This window comes from Pseudoalteromonas rhizosphaerae (assembly GCF_028885455.1).
Classification (GTDB): Bacteria; Pseudomonadota; Gammaproteobacteria; order Enterobacterales; family Alteromonadaceae; genus Pseudoalteromonas; species Pseudoalteromonas rhizosphaerae.
In genome coordinates, this window is record NZ_CP118496.1 from 1,255,108 (window position 1) to 1,276,401 (window position 21,294).

At 43.3% G+C, this 21,294-nt stretch carries 1 protein-coding gene (only partly in view); it reads left to right on the forward strand.

What is annotated here, in order from left to right:
- Positions 1-170 precede the first annotated feature (170 nt).
- Positions 171-21,294: the 5' portion of a non-ribosomal peptide synthetase gene (locus PVK79_RS05465; RefSeq protein WP_257325457.1), read on the forward strand. Its footprint extends 6,362 nt past the window's final position; the window shows 21,124 of its 27,486 coding nt (coding positions 1-21,124); it begins with the start codon at positions 171-173; the stop codon falls past the right edge of the window.

A 21,294-nucleotide genomic window follows, 5' to 3' on the forward strand; every position in this document is an offset into this window, starting at 1 on the left:
ATGAAATCATTATGTAATATTTTAATAATTTATATTTACTCTCTTCTTATTTGATTGTAAGAGAGTTTTTGATTTCATATTTTAAAACCAAGAAATATTTTAATAATTGGGAGATAGAAAAAGTGATAGTCGATAGAGCTGGTGTGAGAAATGTAAGGAAATATAAAAGTATGGCTCAATCAGCCCTGTGTCCTGATGAAATTGGTCGAATTGCCACTGAGCTCAATACAAATATAGAGCAGTTACTATTTGGCTGCTTTAGTATAGCCTACACACGGTACTATCAAGAACAGTCGGTTGCCATTGTTCATGAGCATTACAATATTGAAGAGCAATTGTTTCGTCATCACCTTATAGAATCTAGGTTGGAAGACAGTTGGACATTGCAAGAATCACTCGAATGTTTAGCGCCAAATCTAGACCGTTCGCTCGGCACTATTGTATCTTTAAACTCTTTCGCTAATCTTCCCCGTTTTCGTTATACCAGTTGCGATATTCCAGAATTAACTATGGATCATGCTCCATTGATCTTGAGTGTGTGTTGTCAAGAAACATGCAAAGTTGATTGGCTATACGATGACTATCTCCTTGATGAACAAACCGTTGTGATATTATCTGAGTGCTTTGAGCGGATTATTCATTATTGTTCAGCGAATCCAAAACAAGTCATTAATACAATTCAATTGGTACATTCTGAACTGCATCATTTTGATGTTGTAGATGTAAATACTATCGTTGAACGTTTTGATATTCATGCAAATCTAAATGCTTCTGCGGTAGCCTTAGTTGATGCTAACGAATCTCTTAATTATCAACAACTAAAAGAACGTTCTGAACAGATTGCGGCAGCCTTACAAGCCACGGTAAATATAGGAAGTAGAGTTGGAGTTATGCTACCGGGCTCAGTGTCTGCCTTGGTTTGTCAAATGGCGGTGTGGCGTTTAGGCGCAACTTACGTGCCGCTGGATCCTGCTTATCCAAGTGAGCGATTACATCATATTATTAACGATGCCGAAATCGATTACATCATCTCAGAAGATAACAATATCGAATTACCAATCCGAGATGTGACACTCTTCAACTTCACAAAGTTATTGGCTGAAGAGTGCTTGTTGTTTGAAAAAACTCAACTTATGGTGTCGTATTTGCCCGCTTATGTCATTTACACATCAGGGACAACAGGGCTACCAAAAGGGGTCGCTATTAGTCATCAAGCTTTTGCCAGCCATATCCTGGCGATGAATGCTCATTTGAACTTGGGTTGTGACGATCGTGTTCTTTCATTTTCCTCACTTAATGTTGATACAGCACTGGAGCAAATCTGGGTTGCGCTAACATCAGGTGCAGCTGTTCATATCAAGGATAATAAGTTGTGGCATCATCAGCAGCTAACTTCGTATATTTTAGATCACGATATAAGTTGCACAGATCTACCACCTGCATTGATGGTAGAGCTGCTTGCAAAACAGACTAAATTAGATGACTTTTGGTACGCAGCTAAACTGCACACAATTGTATTAGGTGGTGAGACACTCAATCCACAAATTGTTAAACGCTGGTCTGAACTAAATTTGTTTAACCACTGTAGGCTTATTAATGCCTATGGGCCGACAGAGGCTACTATTACGGCAACCTGGCATGAAGTCAGCGTCACTGATCTAGAACGTGTAAGTGTCCCAATAGGAAAGCTATGTGGGCCAAGAAATGCGCTGGTCATTGACCGTAACGGGAATGAGCAACCTAACGGCGCGGTGGGTGAGTTGTGGCTATCAGGTCCTTGTCTATCGAATGGTTATCTCAATCGAGAAGATGAGAATCAGCAGAGTTTTATTGAATATAGGAATACTCGTTGGTATCGCACAGGCGATCTAGTGAGACAAGGCCATGATGATGAATTTTATTTTCTAGGCCGAATCGATGATCAAGTTAAAGTAAGAGGGTTTCGTGTTGAGTTGGGTGAAATCGATAACCAGCTTTTAGGTCACAGCAGCATCATTAGTTTAGCCGTGGTTGATGTTAAAGTAGCTAATAATGTTCAATTGGTGGCATTTTACGTTAGCCAAGACGAGCTACTTAAGAGTCAAGATCTCAGAACATATGCGGCTCAACGTTTACCAAGTCATATGGTGCCTAACCATTTTGTGGCATTAGCAGAATTACCTTTGTTACCTAACGATAAAATAGATAGAGGGACATTACGAAAGTATTCATTGCCTGAGGAACCTAAAGCGCAAAAAGTAGCACCACAGAATGCACTCCAAGCAAAACTGAGAGAAGTGTGGGCAAATGCCTTTGAAGTGGACGCACAGACGCTTTGTTGTGAAGAAAGCTTTTTTAGTTTAGGTGGTCACTCGTTAATTAGTCTAAGGATCTTGGCTATGGTTCGCGAAGAGTGGGATGTCAATCTCACCTTTGAATCTTTGTTAAAACATTCCAGTATCTTGGCTCAGGCTGAATTAATCGATGCTGATCTTAAGTTGGCGTCAAACCATGATTCGGCCACCTCCCAATTGACTTTTATGGAAGCTGGCGATGGCCAATTAGCCGTATCTTTTGCGCAGCAACAAATGTGGTTGGCTTGTCAAAGTGGACAGCATCAAAGCAGCTACCTAGTCCCCTTAACGCTGGAGTTAACGGGTGAGTTGAATATCCCACAATTACAAAAAGCTTTAGATACATTAGTACTTCAGAATGAGGTATTAAGAACTCGTATTTGTACCGATGAAGAAGGCCAGCTAAATGCAACCGTTTCCGCAATAACGCCGCGGCCATTGAAGCAAATTGATTTGAGTGATATTGATGTTGAATTGCAAGAGCTGGAAGTGGCAAGTATTCGTTCTAATTTGGGAGGTAACCTAACTCCACAAAGTGAAGTCATGTTTGATGCGGTATTAATTACCCTAGCCCAAAACAGTCATATTCTTTGCCTTGTTTTTCATCATATTGCCATCGATGATTGGTCTATTAACTTATTTTGCAGCCAATTAATGGAGTTATATGGCAGTGAACAGCATGTGGCTGAACTTAAACGTGTGCAATATTCAGATTATGCTCGTTGGCAACAACAGCAGTGGTGCGGAAATGAAGAATACCATCAATTACAACAGTATTGGCAGCAGCAATTAACGGATATCCCTCAAATTCATGGCATCGCACTTGATTATTCTAGAGCAAGTCTAAATGATCAAGATGCGCAAGCTGGGATGGTTCGCCAAACTTTATCAGCGGATACCGGGAGCAAGGTTCGAGCTTTTGCACAACAGCATGGCACTTCTGAGTTTGTAGTCTTACAAAGTATATTTACTTTGGTGGTAAACCAATTTAGTCGTGAAGACGAAGTGGTCATTGGTTGTCCCATGGCAAATCGTGAACCAGCCGTTACTCAAGAGATGATAGGTTATTTCGTTAACCCCGTAGCGGTTCGCAGTAGTGTAGATGTTAATAATACACTGAGCCAGTTTATTGCTCTTCAACACAATACCATAATGGCTGCTATGGCGCACCAAGCAATGCCATTTAGCTGTTTGTTAGACACCTTAAAACTCCCTCGTCAAGAACATGTCCATCCAGTCTTTCAGATATTGTTCAACTACCTTGGAAAAGTGTCGCAACGAGAATCTTTTGCTCTAGGTGAGGTGCAGGCTAATGTGTTATCTGAACAAGATAAACATGCCAAATTTGACTTAACACTCGATGTTTGGCAAGGCATGAATGGCGAACTTACTGCCAGCTTTTATTACAATAGTAGTCTATTTGAACATGACACTGCTGAACAAATTCTTACACAGTTTTGTGATGGTTTAGACAACTGGTTGAATATGTCTTCAAAGCACCTATCTGAGTTACCTAAGATTCTAGATCAAGACCAACAGAGTCGTATCATTAAGCTCGGACAAGGTGAGGATTTAGAGCTTGGCGGCACTCTAGTCGAAAGGCTTGAATGTCTAGGGCAAGGCGGAGATGACCGTGATGTACTGATCGATACAACTACGGCATTAAATTACCGAATGCTACGAGAACAATCTCATGCATTGGCTGGCTTTTTGCAATATCAGGGAGTTAAGCCAGGCGACGCGGTTGCTATCATGATGCCAAGAAAAGTCGAGTATGTGGTTGCCGTTTATGCTTGTCATTTGGTGGGAGCCACGTTTGTTCCTATTGATCTGGATTACCCTACAGATCGTGTTAATAACATTATTGAACAAGCTAGTATTACAGTGCTAATTACTTTTAGTAAAACATCTGTGTGTAATGATTTTGACTGTCTGGTAGTTGAAGTTGGGCGGGCGATAGCACAGCAAAAGCCATGTCAGCAAGTGCTAGTGAACCCCGACGATATCGCTTATTTGCTTTTCACCTCAGGTTCTACAGGTAAACCGAAAGGGGTAGCAGTTACTCAGCGCAATTTAAGCTATTTCTTAACTGCTTTTAGTAAAGAAGGACTACCAAAAACTAGGCTTGACGATGTTCGTTGGGGATGGCGCTTAGCGTTTATTTTTGATGGTTCATTACTTGGGTTGGGTGCGATTGCTGCAGGCGCTACTGTGGTGCTGGCTGAGCAGAGCACATGCCAAGATCCGCAAGCATATGCAGAGTTTTGTCGCCAACAACAGATCACGCACTGCTGTCTCACCCCATCATTTTGTGAATTATTTTTAGATCACTGGACTGACCCAGCAAAGATACCAAACTTAGCAATCGGCGGCGAGCGTATTTCGCTACCACTGTGGGAGCGACTAAGCGGCATTTCAGTTTCTTCGAGTCAAACAACACTCAATTACTATGGACCAACCGAAACGACCGTATATATAACAATTTGTAATGTAAATCAGTCAACTAAGCCAAGTATTGGTCATGCCGCTGCGAACAGCCAAGTATATTTGGTGGACGAGGGTGGGCAGTTGTTACCAAGGGGCGCTAAAGGAGAGTTATGGGTTGCAGGCTTAGGTGTTACAGACGGTTACATCAATCAAACCGAATTAACCGCAGAGAAATTCATTTCAAGTCCATTTTTGCCTAATCAACGGTTATTCAAAACTGGCGATTTAGCTCGCTGGAATTGTGACGGTAAGCTCGAGTTTATGGGCAGAGTTGATGAGCAGCTAAAATTACGGGGCTACCGTATCGAACCTGCTGAGATTGAAGCGGTGATGATGCAGCATCATGCAGTTAACCAAGCTGTAGTGACAGTCTATAATGAACAACTTATTGCCTATCTAGTAAGTAAAGACAGCAGCACTGAATATGAACTAAAGTCTTCACTAAAACAAATGTTAATCACTAAACTGCCTAGTTATATGGTGCCGAGTCAAATGATCATTTTGACGGAGTTGCCAATTACGGTTAATGGTAAAGTCAATATGCGTGCTTTACCCAAACCTGGACTTGATGATACGAGGCTCTATATTGCACCGAGCAATGCTAAAGAACATCGGCTAACAGTAATTTGGAGTGATATTCTAGGATTACCTTCACAGAGGATTAGTTGTAACGATAACTTCTTTGCTTTAGGTGGGCACTCTCTTTTAGCAACACGGCTAATTAGTGTTATGAGAAAAGAGTTTAACTATCCGTTGACCATGACTGAGTTGTTCGCCAACCCTACGATTTTACAATTAGCTTGCTTATTTGACGCTCCGAAATCAGAGTCTGAGATGCATACATCAGCCATCGTGGTTGATATAGAAACAGCCACTGAGCTATCCTTTGCCCAGCAACAGATGTGGCTGGCCTGTGAGATCAGTGATAACCAAGCAGGATATTTGCTGCCTCTTCATTTAGCTCTGCATGGAGAAGTAGATTATAAGCGTTTAAATTCTGCATTGGTTGAGCTGCTGCATCGCCATCGTGTTTTACGTACTTGCATTGTAAAAAACCAGCAGGGGATGAGCACTCGAGTCAACCCTGTACCATCTTGTGCGCTAGAATACATTGATATGACCAGTTACTCGTCAGCAGAGCAGCAGCAAAGAGTAGCTAAGCTGACCCAGCAGATCAATGTTGAGCTTACACCAACTGCTGCCACTATGCTCAGAGCTGTATTACTAAAAGTTGCGGCCAAGCATTATGAATTAAGGTTGTGGTGCCACCATATTGCCGCAGATGGTTGGTCAATCGAACTCTTAGGAACTGAACTCTCCAAGCTATATATCGATCCCAACTCTAAGGTTGAGACACTCACACAGTATAGTGACTATGCGGCCTGGCAACGTCAACAATTCTCCAATAGTGACTATTTGTCGCAACTTAAGCAGTATTGGCAACATCAATTGGTTGATCTGCCGACCATACATAGTTTACCTACATTGGAGCGAACCAGCGAGAGCCATATTGCCAATACCTGTAAGCGGATAATAGGTCAGGATGATTACGCCAATCTAAAGGGGTTGGCTAACCAATATAATGTTACGCCATTTGTACTTTTGCAAAGTGCTCTAAGTCTAGTGATAGTTCAGTTCAGTAATGAACAAGATGTGGTTCTGGGTACTACTATGGCTAACCGTAGTCATCAAGACACTCAGGAGATGCTGGGCTACTTTGTTAACTCAGTAGTACTACTTAGTCAGGTTGATTGGTCAAATACTTTTGTTGAGATGCTTAAAAAACAACAGCGGCTGGTACTGCAGGCTTACGAGCATCAAGAGATGCCATTTGAACAATTGGTTGAAATACTGAACCCGCAGCGCGTAAGCGGATGTCACCCTCTTTTTCAAATTATGTTTAATTATCTCACTCATGATGAGCAATTTAGCTCTTTACAGCTACCTGAAGTCGAAGCCTCTGCTCTTAAGCCTGAGCAAGCTGCAGCGAAATTTGATTTAACAGTTAATGCTATTGAAGCAAGTTCTGGATCGCTACTTATTGAACTGGATTATGCGAAAGCGCTATTTGCGCAGTCGTTTATTGAGAGCTTCTTAGATCAACTTCTACATACGTTGAATATATGCTTGGAAAAAGCGAATACGCCATTAGCTGAAATAGCATTGATAGCACCGGAGCAAGCCAAACACGTTTTGTCTAAATCGCAGAAAGCGAAATTCAGTCAGTCTGAGTTAGAGTTGATGCCAGTAAGGTTGAGTAAGTTGGCAGATTCTCAAAGTGACATATTGGCATTAAGTGACTTGAGCAGCCAATTTAGTTTTCGTGAGTTTCATAAGCTGGCATATAATTACGCAGCATGTCTGCAAGCTAATGGTGTAAAACAAGGGGATAGGGTTGCAATTTTGTTGCAGCGTAAAGCGCATACCGTGGTTATGCTGCACGCCATTCATCTGTGTGGAGCTGCATTTGTTCCGCTTGATGAAAGCTACCCTAGTCAGCGTGTTGCTAATATCTGTGAACAAGCAAAGCCCCGCGTCATAGTTAGCTGCCAAAAGTTGGCTGTAAACTATCAAGGTTCGACGCCACTTCTATTGATAGAGCAGTTGCATGAGATAAAAGAAGAATATCGGCCAGTTGAAGTTGCTGAGCAAGATTTGGCCTATATTTTGTTTACTTCGGGCTCAACAGGGGAACCCAAAGGAGTTGAGGTTAATCATAGGAATCTGGCACATTTTATTACCGTCGCAGGAGAAACTATCTTTGCTAAGCAATCACTGCAGCAGATTCACTGGGGCTGGAGAGCACCGTTGGTTTTTGATGCTGCAATGGTGGGGTTAGCCGCTTTAGCTCTAGGGGGACAGTTATGGGTTTGCGACAGAGAATCAAGTCGCGATCCAAATCGCTACATCGATTTTGTCCGTCAAAGTGGTATCAACTATACTTTCGCAACCCCTTCATTTTGTGAGTTAATGCTTGATGCTTGGCCCAAAGACGTCAAACTGCCTAATTTAATTCTGGGTGGTGAAGCCATTGAAAAGCCATTATGGGATAAGTTAGTGGCTCTAAGAGCGAAAAACCATCTCAGCTACAATGTTTATGGTCCAACGGAAACCACTGTCTATGTTACTTACACTGAAATAACTGGAGCATTGCCACACTTAGGTGAAGCAGTGGTTAACACTCAGTTATATATACTGGATGAGTTCCAACGATTGGTGCCTATGGGGGCAAAAGGGGAGCTCTATATCGCAGGGGAAGGTGTCACCCCCGGCTACTTGGAAAAACCGGAGTTAACAAAGGGAAGCTATCTAGATAATCCATTATCTACTAGCAAGCTTTATCGTACCGGAGATCTAGTTCGTTGGGATGAGTCAGGCAGACTGATCTATCTTGGCCGTCTTGATGAGCAAGTGAAACTCCGAGGCTTGAGAGTCGAGTTGGGTGAGATCAACAGGATAATACAAGACAGTGGTCTAGTTAAGCAATGCCATGTTGCCGTTATTGCGCAACAATTAGTTGCTTACTTTATAAGTAAAAAGGGGAGTAATCACGAGCCCATTCAGCATTTGAACCAGTTGTTAAGAGACAAACTGCCAGATTACATGATACCTGAACATGTGATTGAATTGGCCGATATGCCTTTGCTTGTTAGCGGGAAAGTCGATAAACGTAGGCTCCCGATACCGCAAGTCAAACAAGAGCATTACCAAGGGCCTGATAACCATATCGAAGCCAAGTTAGTCGAACTTTGGAGTCAAGTGTTACCACATTCACCAAAAAAAATTAGTGTAGATGCCAACTTTTTTGCACTTGGTGGACACTCGCTGTTGGCTGCCAAACTGATCATGCTTATCAATAAAGCATTTTCTGCTGATTGGACATTAGCTCTTATTTTTAAGTACGCTACAGTGCGGGCACAGGCGAAACTAGTGGAGCAGCAATCAACTACTAAGCAGGTACAAGTTATTGAGTGTGCTGAGCAATTTGAACCGTGCTTATCTGTTGCGCAGCGACAAATGTGGTTAGTATGTGAAATGAGTGGAGACCAAGCTGGCTACTATATTCCGCTATATTTAAAGCTTAGTAAGAAACCTGACATTACTCGCTTACAACAAGCTGTTCATTTATTGCTGAAACAAAATCCAGTGCTGCGTACTTCAATTTTGCAGCAGCAAGAGCTTAAAGCGCAGCTTAATGATGTACCAAAAGAGGTGGTTTATCAGCAAGATCTATCCACAGCAGACGTAACTGATGTGGATGATCTTTTACAGCAAAGCTTCGTCAAGTTGCATCAAGGCTTAACGCCAAAAAGCCCTTCAATGCTTCGTGCTATGCTGATTACACTACCTGATGAGCAGTATGTGTTAGCCATATGTATCCATCATATTGCCGCTGATGGGTGGTCAATGGGTCTTATTACCGAGCAACTAGATAGTCTTTATCGAGGTGAGAACACACAACGTCAATATGGACCACTTTACCATGATTATGCCCGCTGGCAGGCGCAGCAGTTGTCTAAACCTGACTACAGCAAAAAACTTTTGAGCTATTGGCGTACACAACTCACAGAGCTACCAGTACAACATGCATTGCCACTTGATAAGCCGCGACCAATAGACCCAAGTTACCAAGCAAATACGCTGTCGACTAGATTAGACTCAACACAAGCCAAGCTGATCCGAGAGTTTGCAATCTCCCAGCAAACTACGCCATTTGTTGTGTTGCAAAGTGTTTTCTCTTGGGTACTGGCTACGCTTAGTCAGGAGCAAGATATTGTCATGGCTACACCCATGGCAAATCGTCAACAAGATCATTGTGAACAGATGATTGGCTATTTCGTAAATAGTGTCGTGCTTCGCTCTCAAGTTACGCAAAACCAAAGTTTTGCGGAATTTGTCGCTCAGCAGAACAGTGTCTTTCTTGAGGCTTATGAACATCAAGCCTATCCTTTTGAGACTTTGGTGGAGGAGTTAAACCCTGAGCGAGCTGCCAATATTCATCCGCTATTTCAAATTATGTTTAGCTATCTGACCGCGGAGCACAGTGAAAATATTAATATCGGCGACTTGCAGTGTGAGACGATGCCCGAACAAAGCAGTTATGCTAAGTTTGATTTAACTCTTAGTGCGACAGAGCAGCAATCTGGTGAGCTACTGATAGAAATAGACTACAGCATAGATATTTTCAGGGCAGCTACAGCACAGACAATATTGACGCAACTAAGTAATGGTATCACTCTGTTACTAGAAAATAGTGACAAACCCTTAAAGACGTTACCTGATTTAATTAGCTCAGAGCAGCAAAGAGCGATGATTGCTTTAGGCGCTGGCCCTGCACTAAACGTTGTTGATGATTTCGTTTCATTGCTTATGAAGCGAGCAGAACAAACGCCAGAAAAAATTGCGATTGAGCAGGGCAGTGCTGCAATTAGTTATCTGCAACTGCATCAGCGTGCTGCGATACTTGCTGCCTATCTACAGCACCTAGGATTAAAACCAAAAGACAACCTTGGACTCTTTTTGCCACGTAGCATAGACGCTGTTGTTGCCATCTATGCGGCCCAGCTTTGTGGTGCCGCGTTTGTTCCTTTGGCGGAAGATTATCCGAAAGCGCGTATAGAAAAAATCTGTCAGCAAGCAAAAATCCATATTTTATTGGCCAAAGATGTGGCATTAGCCTCGATATTTGAGCCTCAAGTCACGGTAGTTGATATCAATAATGTTGAGTCTGACCATCATTATGAGGCGCTTGAATCACAGGTTGATATTGCTTACTTGTTGTTTACCTCTGGTTCTACTGGCGAGCCTAAAGGTGTTTGTGTTAGCCAACATAATTTAGCTCAGTTTATCGCCAGTTGGATACATGCGAGTTTCGCGGATATTTGTTTGTCTACCGTGCGATGGGGATGGCGAGCACCCTTAGTATTTGATGCGTCGCTGTTTGGTTTGGCGGTGCTAGCCAGTGGCGGAAGGTTGATTATTGCTGATGATGAAACAGCAAGAGATCCTTACGTTTATATGCGTTTTTGTCAGCAATATAAGATAAACTTCTCGTTTGCCACTCCTTCATTTGCCGAACAAATGCTGGAGAGTGGAGCCCTACAAATGCCAAGCCTAATGCTCGGCGGTGAAGCGTTAAATCAACGACTCTGGCAGCAACTCGCAGCTTACAGCAGAACTCAGAAGGTGGTTTTCTATAATGCCTATGGTCCTACCGAGGCAACCGTTCAGGTCACGCAAACTAAAGTGCTGTCTGACAATCCTCATCTAGGAAGTGCGATGGCTAATACGCAGTTGTATGTATTAGACGAACATCAACGCTGTTTACCTATTGGGTCTATAGGGGAGCTTTATATTGCGGGTCAAAGCGTCACTAGCGGTTATTTGAATAACCCACAACAAACAGCAAAAGTGTTTTTAGATAACCCGATCCATAAAGGCACATTGTATCGTTCTGGTGACCTAGTACGTTGGAATCACGATGGCCTGTTAGAGTACTTGGGTCGCGTTGATCATCAAGTGAAACTGCGAGGATTTCGAATTGAATTAGGCGAGATAGAGGCCGTGCTCAATCAATGCGAGTTAGTATCTCAAGTGGTACTAATGGTGCAGCAGTCGAGCTTAGTGGCTTTCTTCGTTGCGATAGATGGTTGTAGCATCAACCAAGATGAACGTATTGTTCAATTACTCAAACAGCTTACTCAAGCTTACTTGCCGCAGTATATGCATCCAAGCCATTATATGCGTATTGATCAAGTTCCATACAAAGCTAGCGGTAAGATCAATTACCAAATTTTACCAGAACTTACTTTGTCACAAGTGCAATATGTTGCACCGGCTAATTCGGTTGAGCAATTGTTACAGCAGCTATGGGCTGAAATATTATGCTTAGATGAAGAGCAAATTAGTGTCGAAGCAAACTTTTTTATGCTCGGCGGTCACTCATTAGCAGCGAGTAAACTGGTTGCGCGAATAAAACAAAAGTATACCTACTCAATCAATGTATCGACGGTATTTAAGTTTCCAACTATACGACTGTTGGCGCAACAGCTTGCAGCAAATAACCAAAATACTGAACAGCTTAAATTGGAAGTACTGCCACGGCCAGAGCGTTTGCCCTTAAGTGATGCACAGCAGCGGCTATGGTTGGTTAATCAAATGGAGGGGCAAAGTGCGCAATATAATATGCCATTTGCATTCGATTATCGTGGTGCGCTTGATTTAGATATTCTTGAGCAATCACTAAAAACGTTAGTTGAACGCCACGAAGTGTTGCGCACCTGTCTTTGTCAAGATGAGCAAGGCCCGTACCAAAAGATACTAGAAAGCGAGTTATTTTCACTTAAGAGACATGATGTGGTGAATAAAACCATAACTGAGTTAAATAATCATTTGGCTCGGTTGGCAATCGAATCATTTAAATTAGATCAGCAAATATTATTTAGAGCTTATGCGTTTGTTCGCGGCGCTGATCACTACACTTTGTTATTTAACTTTCATCACATTGCTATGGATGGTTCTGGGATTGAACTATTTATGAGCGAGCTCCGTGATTTATATAAACATGCTGGCGATTCTAGTCGCTTAACACCCGCACCATTGCAATACGCGGATTACGCTGTATGGGAGCAAAGCCAAGTTGATCAAAGTCAACTTGACTCACAACGTGAATATTGGCATACACAATTAGCGGATTTGTCAGCAGTACATGATTTACCACTAGATAACCCAAGGCCTGAGACTATATCTCATAAAGGACAAGTGGTCTTCAATAAGTTAAGCAAGTCTAGTACCGCTGCACTAAAAGCTTATTGTGAGCGAAGTGGTAGTAGTGTGTTTATGGCTATGCACGCCCTGTTCAGTGCCGTATTAAGCAAGTTTAGTGGCAGTCGTGATATCGTCATTGGTACACCGGTGGCGAATCGTGAGATGGTTGAAACTCAAAATATGCTGGGCTTCTTTGCCAATACCGTAGTGCTGCGCATGGAAACTGATTTGCAACAGTCTTTTTCACAGCTGCTGGCCAATAGTAAAGCGATAGCCTTAGCTGCTTTTGATAATCAAAATGTGTCTTTTGAAACTTTGGTTGCTGATTTGCAGCTGGAGCGAAGTAATCGCTTTAATCCATTATTCCAAATACTATTAGTGGTACAGAGCCAGCACTCCCAAGCTTGGCAAATTAATGGCATTGATCTACTAGAACATGCAGTCGAGTTTGAACAAAGTAAATTTGATTTAACCCTATCGGTGATAGAACAAACAGGACAGATCCATCTTGATTGGGAGTATAATAGTGACCTGTTTGAAGAGGTCACTATCCGCTCTATTGCTGATACCTTTGTGCGCCTATGTGAGGAGGCGCTAGCTCATCCTGAAAATACATTATCAGAGTTAGCGTCTGATCCAGCACCTTTATTGTCTCCGGCAAAAGATAGCAAACTATGCTATCCCTGTTCTATTGCTGATATTTTGCAATGCACTGCTAGTGATCACTCCGAAACAACGGCTTTTGATTTTGGTTCATATAGTTGGGATTATCATACTTTTGTTACTCAAGCTAATCAGTTGGCTAGACTGCTTTACCAGCAGGGGGTCCGTCAGCATCAGATTGTTGCGCTGACTAGTGCACGTTCACCAACTACCTACTTAACGATAGCTGCGGTTCTTATATTGGGGGCCGCTTATTTGCCACTCGATATTAAGCTGCCACGGCAACGACTGCGCTTCATACTGCAAAATAGTGGCGCGCAACATCTGATAGAGACTGCTGACGAGTGTAGCCTAAAAGAGCTATCTAGCGAATTGGCGTTACCTAATATTGCATTGCCATGGCCACAACTGGCAACTCAACTAAGCCAATACGACGCTAGTACATTTACGCCCACCGTTGCAATTTCCGGTGATGATCCGGCTTATGTGATTTATACCTCAGGGACCACAGGAGAGCCGAAAGGGGTGGTACAAACGCACCGAACAATTTGTCACTTAGTTGTGGCGCAACAAAATGGTAACGGGTTGGTGGATGCATTGAGAACGTTACAATTTACCCCGCTGACGTTTGATGTCTCGGTGCAAGAGTTGGTTACCAGTTGGTATACTGCAAGCACAATAATTACGATTGACGAGCAACAAAAAGACAACTTAGCGCAGTTATCGCAATTGTTATCACAAAGAAACATCGAGCGGCTATTTTGCCCACCTGCAGTGCTACAAATCATTACGGAAGAAGGGGGAGAACCGGATCACGCTTGTAACTTGCAAGAGGTTATCGTAGCGGGAGAAGCGTTATTTTTGTCTAGCGCTATAAGTGCTTGGTGTACTAAGCACGCTATAACGCTTTGGAATCACTATGGCCCAACTGAAACGCATGTTGCTTGTGCTGAATGCATTACTGACTTCTCGCAAATAGGGTACGCTTTTATTGGGCAAGCTGTCGGGGAATGTAATTTACAAATTATCGATACTAACGGCCAGCCAGTGCCAAGAGGAGCGGTGGGAGAATTGTATGTCAGCGGGCCACAGCTAGCATTGGGTTATCTCGGCCGCGAGGAATTAACCGCGGAGCAATTCTCGGTTGCTGCTGACGGCAATTGTTACTATCGCACTGGCGATAGAGTTAGGTTGAACGGCAATGGAAAGCTCGAATACTTAGGTAGAAACGACGAACAGGTTAAAATTCGAGGTTTTAGAGTTGAACTCAATGAGATTGACTTAGCCATCCAGGCTTGTGAGTTTGTCTCTCAAGCACGCTGTTTTACCTTTACTGACAGTCAGGGTCAGCAGCAGTTAGCTGCCGTTGTGGTTGGTCACGGTGAGGCTGTGCAGAGTGAGTGGCAAAATAACTTAACTCAGAAACTAGTTAAGGCGCTACCTAGCTATATGGTGCCGGACTTATTTGCATTTTTTGATACCTTACCCCTGACTCGAAACGGTAAGTTAGACAAGTCAAAAGCCTTGTCTCAGCTTAAAAATGTCGCTGTGGAAAATAATAAAAAAATTAGTGCAACTACTGCAACCGAGGCTTTCTTAGTCGAAGTTTGGTCTAAGCTATTAAAGATTACAGAGGATCAAATTAGTATCGATTGTAACTTCTTTAGGTTGGGTGGACATTCGCTACTCGCTACACGTTTGTTAATTGCTATTGAAAAAGCGTATGGCTTGCAGCTACCGCTTAAAGTTATTTTTAGCCATAGCACTATCATGGAGCTTGCTAAGTTAATCGATGAATCACAGGGCCAAGAGCAAGATCAAGGGCTAAAATTAATTGCTAAGGTGGCAGAGGGACAATGGAGCGTGTTAAGTTTTGCCCAGGAACGGTTGTGGTTTATGCAGCAGCTAAACCCTGAATCGTCCAGCTATCATATGCCAGCGGGGTACGTTTTAGGCGGAGAGCTTTGTATTGATGCACTGACAAAGGCGCTTGAAAATGTAATTACCACGCAAGCGAGTCTGCGCAGTCAGTTTAATGTAGTGGAACAAGGAACTGAGCAGCAGGTGTGGCAGCGCAGTTTGCCTCTAGCTGAAACTCCATTTCAGTTGACTCAGGTAAGCATTGGTGAAGACCAGATCCAAACTCATTTTAATGCCTTTAATGCGCGTAAGTTCGACTTACAAGCAGGTGAAGTCATTCGTGTTGAGTTATGTCGTGTTGCACCGGAAAAGCATATTTTGATGATATGTATGCATCATATAGTCACTGATGGTGGTTCGTATGGTCTTTTCGAGCAGTCGTTGTTTGACCAATACAATCAATTGGTAAGTGAGGAACACGCAGAAACTACATCATTAGAGGTACAGTACCGCGACTTTGCTAAGTGGCAGCGCGAGCCAGAAAATATCGTTGCACTAAGCGATAGTGAGCGTTACTGGCAAGCTCAGCTCGATGGTGTACCTACTGTGCATAGCATCCCACTGGATCACCCACGTGATAGCCAGCAACCCTTTAAAGGTGGCTTTCATCAACAGCTGTTACCAGCTAGTTTAAGTGCTCAGATAGATGAGCTATCCGCATCCGAGCAAGCTTCTTCATTCATGCTATTGCACAGTGTGTTTACTGCTCTGTTAGCGCGCTGGAGTAACGAATATGATATCGTGGTCGGTACGCCGGTTTCTAATCGTCATGATGCTGCACTACAAAACGTTATGGGGTTATTCTTAAATTCAGTCGTACTGCGCCTTGATTTAAGTTCGTCCCCAAGTTTACGAGCACTTTTACAGCAGGCCAGACGCAATCATTTAGCTGCACACGAACACGCAAATCTACCATTTGAGCGTTTAGTTGAAGTGCTAAACCCTGAACGAAATTTGCAGCATGCACCTCTATTCCAAGTAATGCTTAACTATGACGGTCATGAACAGCCTGAACTGGATGTGCATGGACTTGATGTGGCTGGTTTAGATCTTGGTGAGTTCGACAATAAATATGATTTGACTTTATATTTGTCGCGCCGCACTGAAGGTTATGCACTTACTTGGGCTTATGATGCCCGTTTGTTCAAAGCAACAACGATTGCCATGATTGCTAATGAGTTTGAGCATTTACTCATTGTCAGCTGTAAACAGCCTGATAGTGCTATATTATCGCACTCCTGGAGTAATACAGCTAAGTTACCAGAACCGCTATCAGCGTGGTCAAGCTCAGCAACTATTGTATCGCAGTGGCAACAAGTTGTAGCACGTTGCGCAAATATTGATGCAGTGGTCGATGGCGATCAACGTCTCAGTTATCTTGAATTAGACGAGCAAGCTACTCAGCTTGCTAATTACCTCAGTTCACAGGGAATAGTGCAAGGTGACAGAGTTGCCGTGTGTATGTCCAGATCCTTATCTAGGGTGGTGGCGATTATCGCAGTGATAAAGCTGGGTGCTATCTATGTCCCTATCTCTACTGAATTGCCTCAGCAAAGATGTCAGTTCATGATAGATGAGGTCGGCTGCAAGTTAGTATTAAGTAATGTTGACAGTTCGGCAATTAACTGGCAAATCAATACTCAAATTAAGCTGCTAGATAGTGAGCAAATCGTTGATGATATTTTAAGTCAGCCAAAAACACCTGTATTTGAGGCGACAATAAAACCAGCCGATGGAGCCCACATTATCTTTACTTCGGGCTCGACAGGAAATCCAAAAGGAGTGCTAGGTACCCATGGCGCAACCTTGAATCGGGTAAACTGGATGACAACTAAATACCCATTTAAAAGTGATGAGCAGACATGTCATATTACCTCTATGGCATTCATTCGGGCTGTATGGGAGCTGTTCACACCTTTACTACAAGGCGTTACCATGCACTTGGTTGAGCGAGAGCTGGTAAAACAAGTGCCGGAGTTGCTTAAAACCTTGCAACAGCAGAAAATTAACCGAGTAGTGACGGCTCCTTCTTTGCTCAATATTGCAATTGAATACATGGCGCAAACTGGGTTTAAACTACCATACCTGAAGTACTGGTTTGTCAGTGGCGAGCCGCTAACCACCAATCTTGCTCAGCAAGCATTGGCGGCACTGGGGGGTACACAACTTATTAACCTCTACGGTTCAACTGAGGTGATGTCAGATGTAACACATTATTTGATCACAGAACGCACACTAACAGATACGCTATACGTTCCGATTGGTCATGCAATTGCTAATACTCAAGTCGTGCTACTTGATAATAACCGTAATCCAGTGCCTCAAGGCGCAGTTGGCGAAATTGTGATCGCTGGGCATGGTCTTGCTGCTGGTTATTTCAACCGTCAACAGCAAACTGCAGCGGCTTTTATTGAAACATCGATAGGTAGAGCCTATGCTACGGGCGACCTCGGTCGAATGGATGAAGGGGGTCGTCTCCACTGTTTGGGGCGTAAAGACTATCAAATCAAAATTCGTGGCTATCGCATCGAAATTGGCGAGATTGAAGCTCAGCTAAGTCGTCATTCTCAGGTTCAAAATGCCATCGTCGTGTTTGAGCAAACACAACAGCGATTGCTCGCCTATATTCTGACTCAAGTAGCGAGCTCTAAACATGCTGCGTTATTGGAAGAGCTTCGCGGTTTACTGGGTCAGAAGTTACCTGATTACATGTTACCAGAAACGTACATGTGCGTGGACCACTTTAACTATCGACCAAACGGCAAAGTCGATCGTAGTCGCCTACCTGTGTTTGAGCAGGTCGTGCAAAATGACTTTGTCGCTGCTACGACAGACATTGAGAAACGTCTGCAGCAGATCTGGCAACAACTGTTACAAAAAGATGCGGTTAGTATCAGCGATAATTTCTTCCATTTGGGAGGGCATTCATTACTCGCAACTAGGCTGGTAACTGCCATTATCGCCGAGTTTAATGTAGAGTTACCGGTTAAGTCAGTGTTTACTGCCAATACCATCGCCAAGCAAGCTAAGTTAATCGATAGCAGTGAACAGCTTGAACAAAGCGCGCAACCGAAAGTACAGGCTCGACCCGCACAAGGCGCGCCACTGTCGTTCGCACAGCAGCGTATGTGGTTTATTAATCAGCTCGAAGGAAATAGCGGTAACTACAACATCCCTATGGTGTATGTGATTAATTCAGATGTTGATGTTAAGCTTATAGAACAAGCGTTTAAAATGCTTCTGGCAAGACATGAAGTTCTCCGTAGCCGGTTTGTAAACTATCAAGGTGAAGGCCGTCAAATTGCATATGATGAAGATAACTTTACTGTTGCACTTAAAGACCTTAGTACTTTACCTGAAACTCAGAAAAATCAGCAATTACAATTAGCTATAACTCAAGCCGCGACCTTATCAATAGACATTAGTTGTGATCCTATGCTGCATGTTACAGTGATCAAGGAGCAGTCGTGTAAGTTTAAACTACTCTTGACTGTCCATCATATTGTCGCTGACGGTTGGTCAATGGGACTTATTACTAATGAATTTATTCGACTGTATAGCGCTCTGATAACTGGGGATGAATGCCCGTTCCCAGCGTTACCTATTCAATATGCTGATTTTGCTATGTGGCAACGTAAATGGTTACAAGGGGAACAACTTGAGCGTCAAGTTGGCTTCTGGCAGCAAGCACTTGCTGGTATCCCTGCTGTTCATGAGTTACCAACTAACCGACCTAGACCTGCGAAGCAAACCTATCGGGGAGCCTGGTATGATTCGCAACTGGATAAAGCTCAGTTAGCGAAGTTACAACAGCTTGCCAGTCATACGGAAACTACCTTGTATATGGTATTACAGTCTGCATTTAGCTTGCTGTTACATAAATTAAGTCATCAAAATGACATCGTTATTGGTACCCCAGTGGCAAACCGACGCAGAGAAGAGTTAATAGATCTAGTTGGCTTCTTTGTAAACACTTTGGTAATGCGAACTAAGTTCAACGGCTCAGATACCTTTTATGATATCTTGTCACAAAGCAAGGCTTATATGTTGGAGGCGCAAACACATCAAGATGTACCATTTGAAGCCTTAGTGGAAAGTCTCGCACCAGAAAGAAGCCTAGCTTACAGTCCGCTGTTTCAAATTATGTTGGTGTTACATAACAACCAATCGGTGGATGTAGAAAGTAACGCTTTATGCATTGATATCGAGCGCAGTAAAGCGGCGTTGGCGAAGTTTGATATCACTCTGAGTGTGATTGAAAATGACAAGGGGCTTGGGTTATCTTGGGAATATAACACTGACTTATTTGATGCGCAGCGCATAGTACTTTTTGATGAAGCCCTGCATCTAATATTGTCCCAAATCGTGCAAGCACCGCAACTAGAAGTGGCTAAGTTTCAGGTAGTTTCGAATACGGCGCCTTATATTGGCAATGATGTTGTGACACTTGATTCGAGCGATCTGGTGATGCCGTTGTTTGCAAATGCGACGAAGCGTTTTGCAAATTCTGTCGCTTTGAGTGACATGAGTGTCAGCTTGAGCTATAGCCAAATAGAGGAGCGCATCACGCAGCTTAGCTCTGCTTTGTATCATATGGGAGTCAGGCAGCATGATGAAGTGGTGGTAATGCTGCCAAGAGGTGTTGACGCTGTTCTGGCCATCTTTGCGTTATGGCATATTGGTGCTGTGTATATGCCAGTGGACGGTGAATGGCCAAGTGCTCGTATTGATACGATTTGCCATGATAATCAGGTCAAGTTTGCTGTTGTCAGTGAAAATACGCACCAAGCTAGTCGACCTAAAGTGGCTCAGCTGCTTTATATTGAGCAATTAACCACATTGACAATCCCTCAGATTGTAACGCCATGGGAAAACCAATTAGATGATCCTGCTTATGTGATCCACACATCAGGCTCGACAGGCAAGCCGAAGGGCGTAGTTGTGGCGCACCGCACGCTCGCGAATTTGTTGAAATTCCAACGTCGAGAAGGTAGTGCGCTGGCAACGAAAGCTAAAACACTGCAGTTTGCATCTTTGAACTTTGATGTGTCTCTGCAAGAGGTATGCACGGCACTCACTACAGGCGGTGATCTCTATGTTGTCGATCAAGCAACTCGAACGGACATGGCGGCGTTGATCGACATTATTGATGAGCAACAAATTGCTCGTCTTTTCGTGCCATTTGCGGTGTTATCTGTGCTCTGTGGCGAAGCGGTTGGCAGCCATAAAACATTGTCTCATCTTAAGCAAATTGTGACAGCCGGAGAGCAGTTACAAAGTAGCAAAGAACTCAGATCATTCTTCGCGCATCACCCAATGTGTGTGTTAGTAAACCATTATGGTCCGTCAGAAACTCATGTGATCACAGAGTATGTGTTGTCACAAGACAGTCAGCTGTGGCCGCAACTACCACCTATTGGCAAGTTAGTGCCCGGAAACCAAGCGCTACTATTAGACCAATATCGAAACCCAGTATTACCAGGTTGCATTGGTGAGCTCTACCTCAGCGGAACTAACGTTGCTTTGGGTTATTTGAATAACGTAGATCTGACTGCGGAGCGCTTTATTCAAGGCAGTGGTATTTTAGCTGATCAGTTATGGTATCGCACTGGAGACTTGGTCCAGCTTGATCAACATGGCCAGTTGCTGTATGTGATGCGTGCCGATAATCAAGTCAAGTTACGTGGCTTTAGGATAGAACTTGGGGAAATAGAAACTATTCTAAATCAACACCCTCAGGCCAGTGAGGCTGTAGTTAATATTTATCAGAATAGTCAGTTGGTTGCTTACTATGTTGCGGCACAAGCTTGTGATGACAGCTTGCAGCAATATTTGCAAGCAAGACTGCCTGATTACATGTGTCCGAGTATATTCTACCATCTAGAACAGATGCCGTTGACGGACAATGGTAAAGTAGATAGAAGAAAATTACCGCAGCCAGATACTGAGACAGAGCAAGTATTTATTGCGCCGGAAACAGACACGGAACGGGTAGTCGCAGAGTTATGGCAGCAACTCTTATCGTTAGAGGCGGTTGGCAAACAGGATAACTTTTTTACACTTGGCGGGCACTCCTTGCTAGCAATGCGTTTAGTGACGCAATTAAAGCAGAGGTTTACGATTG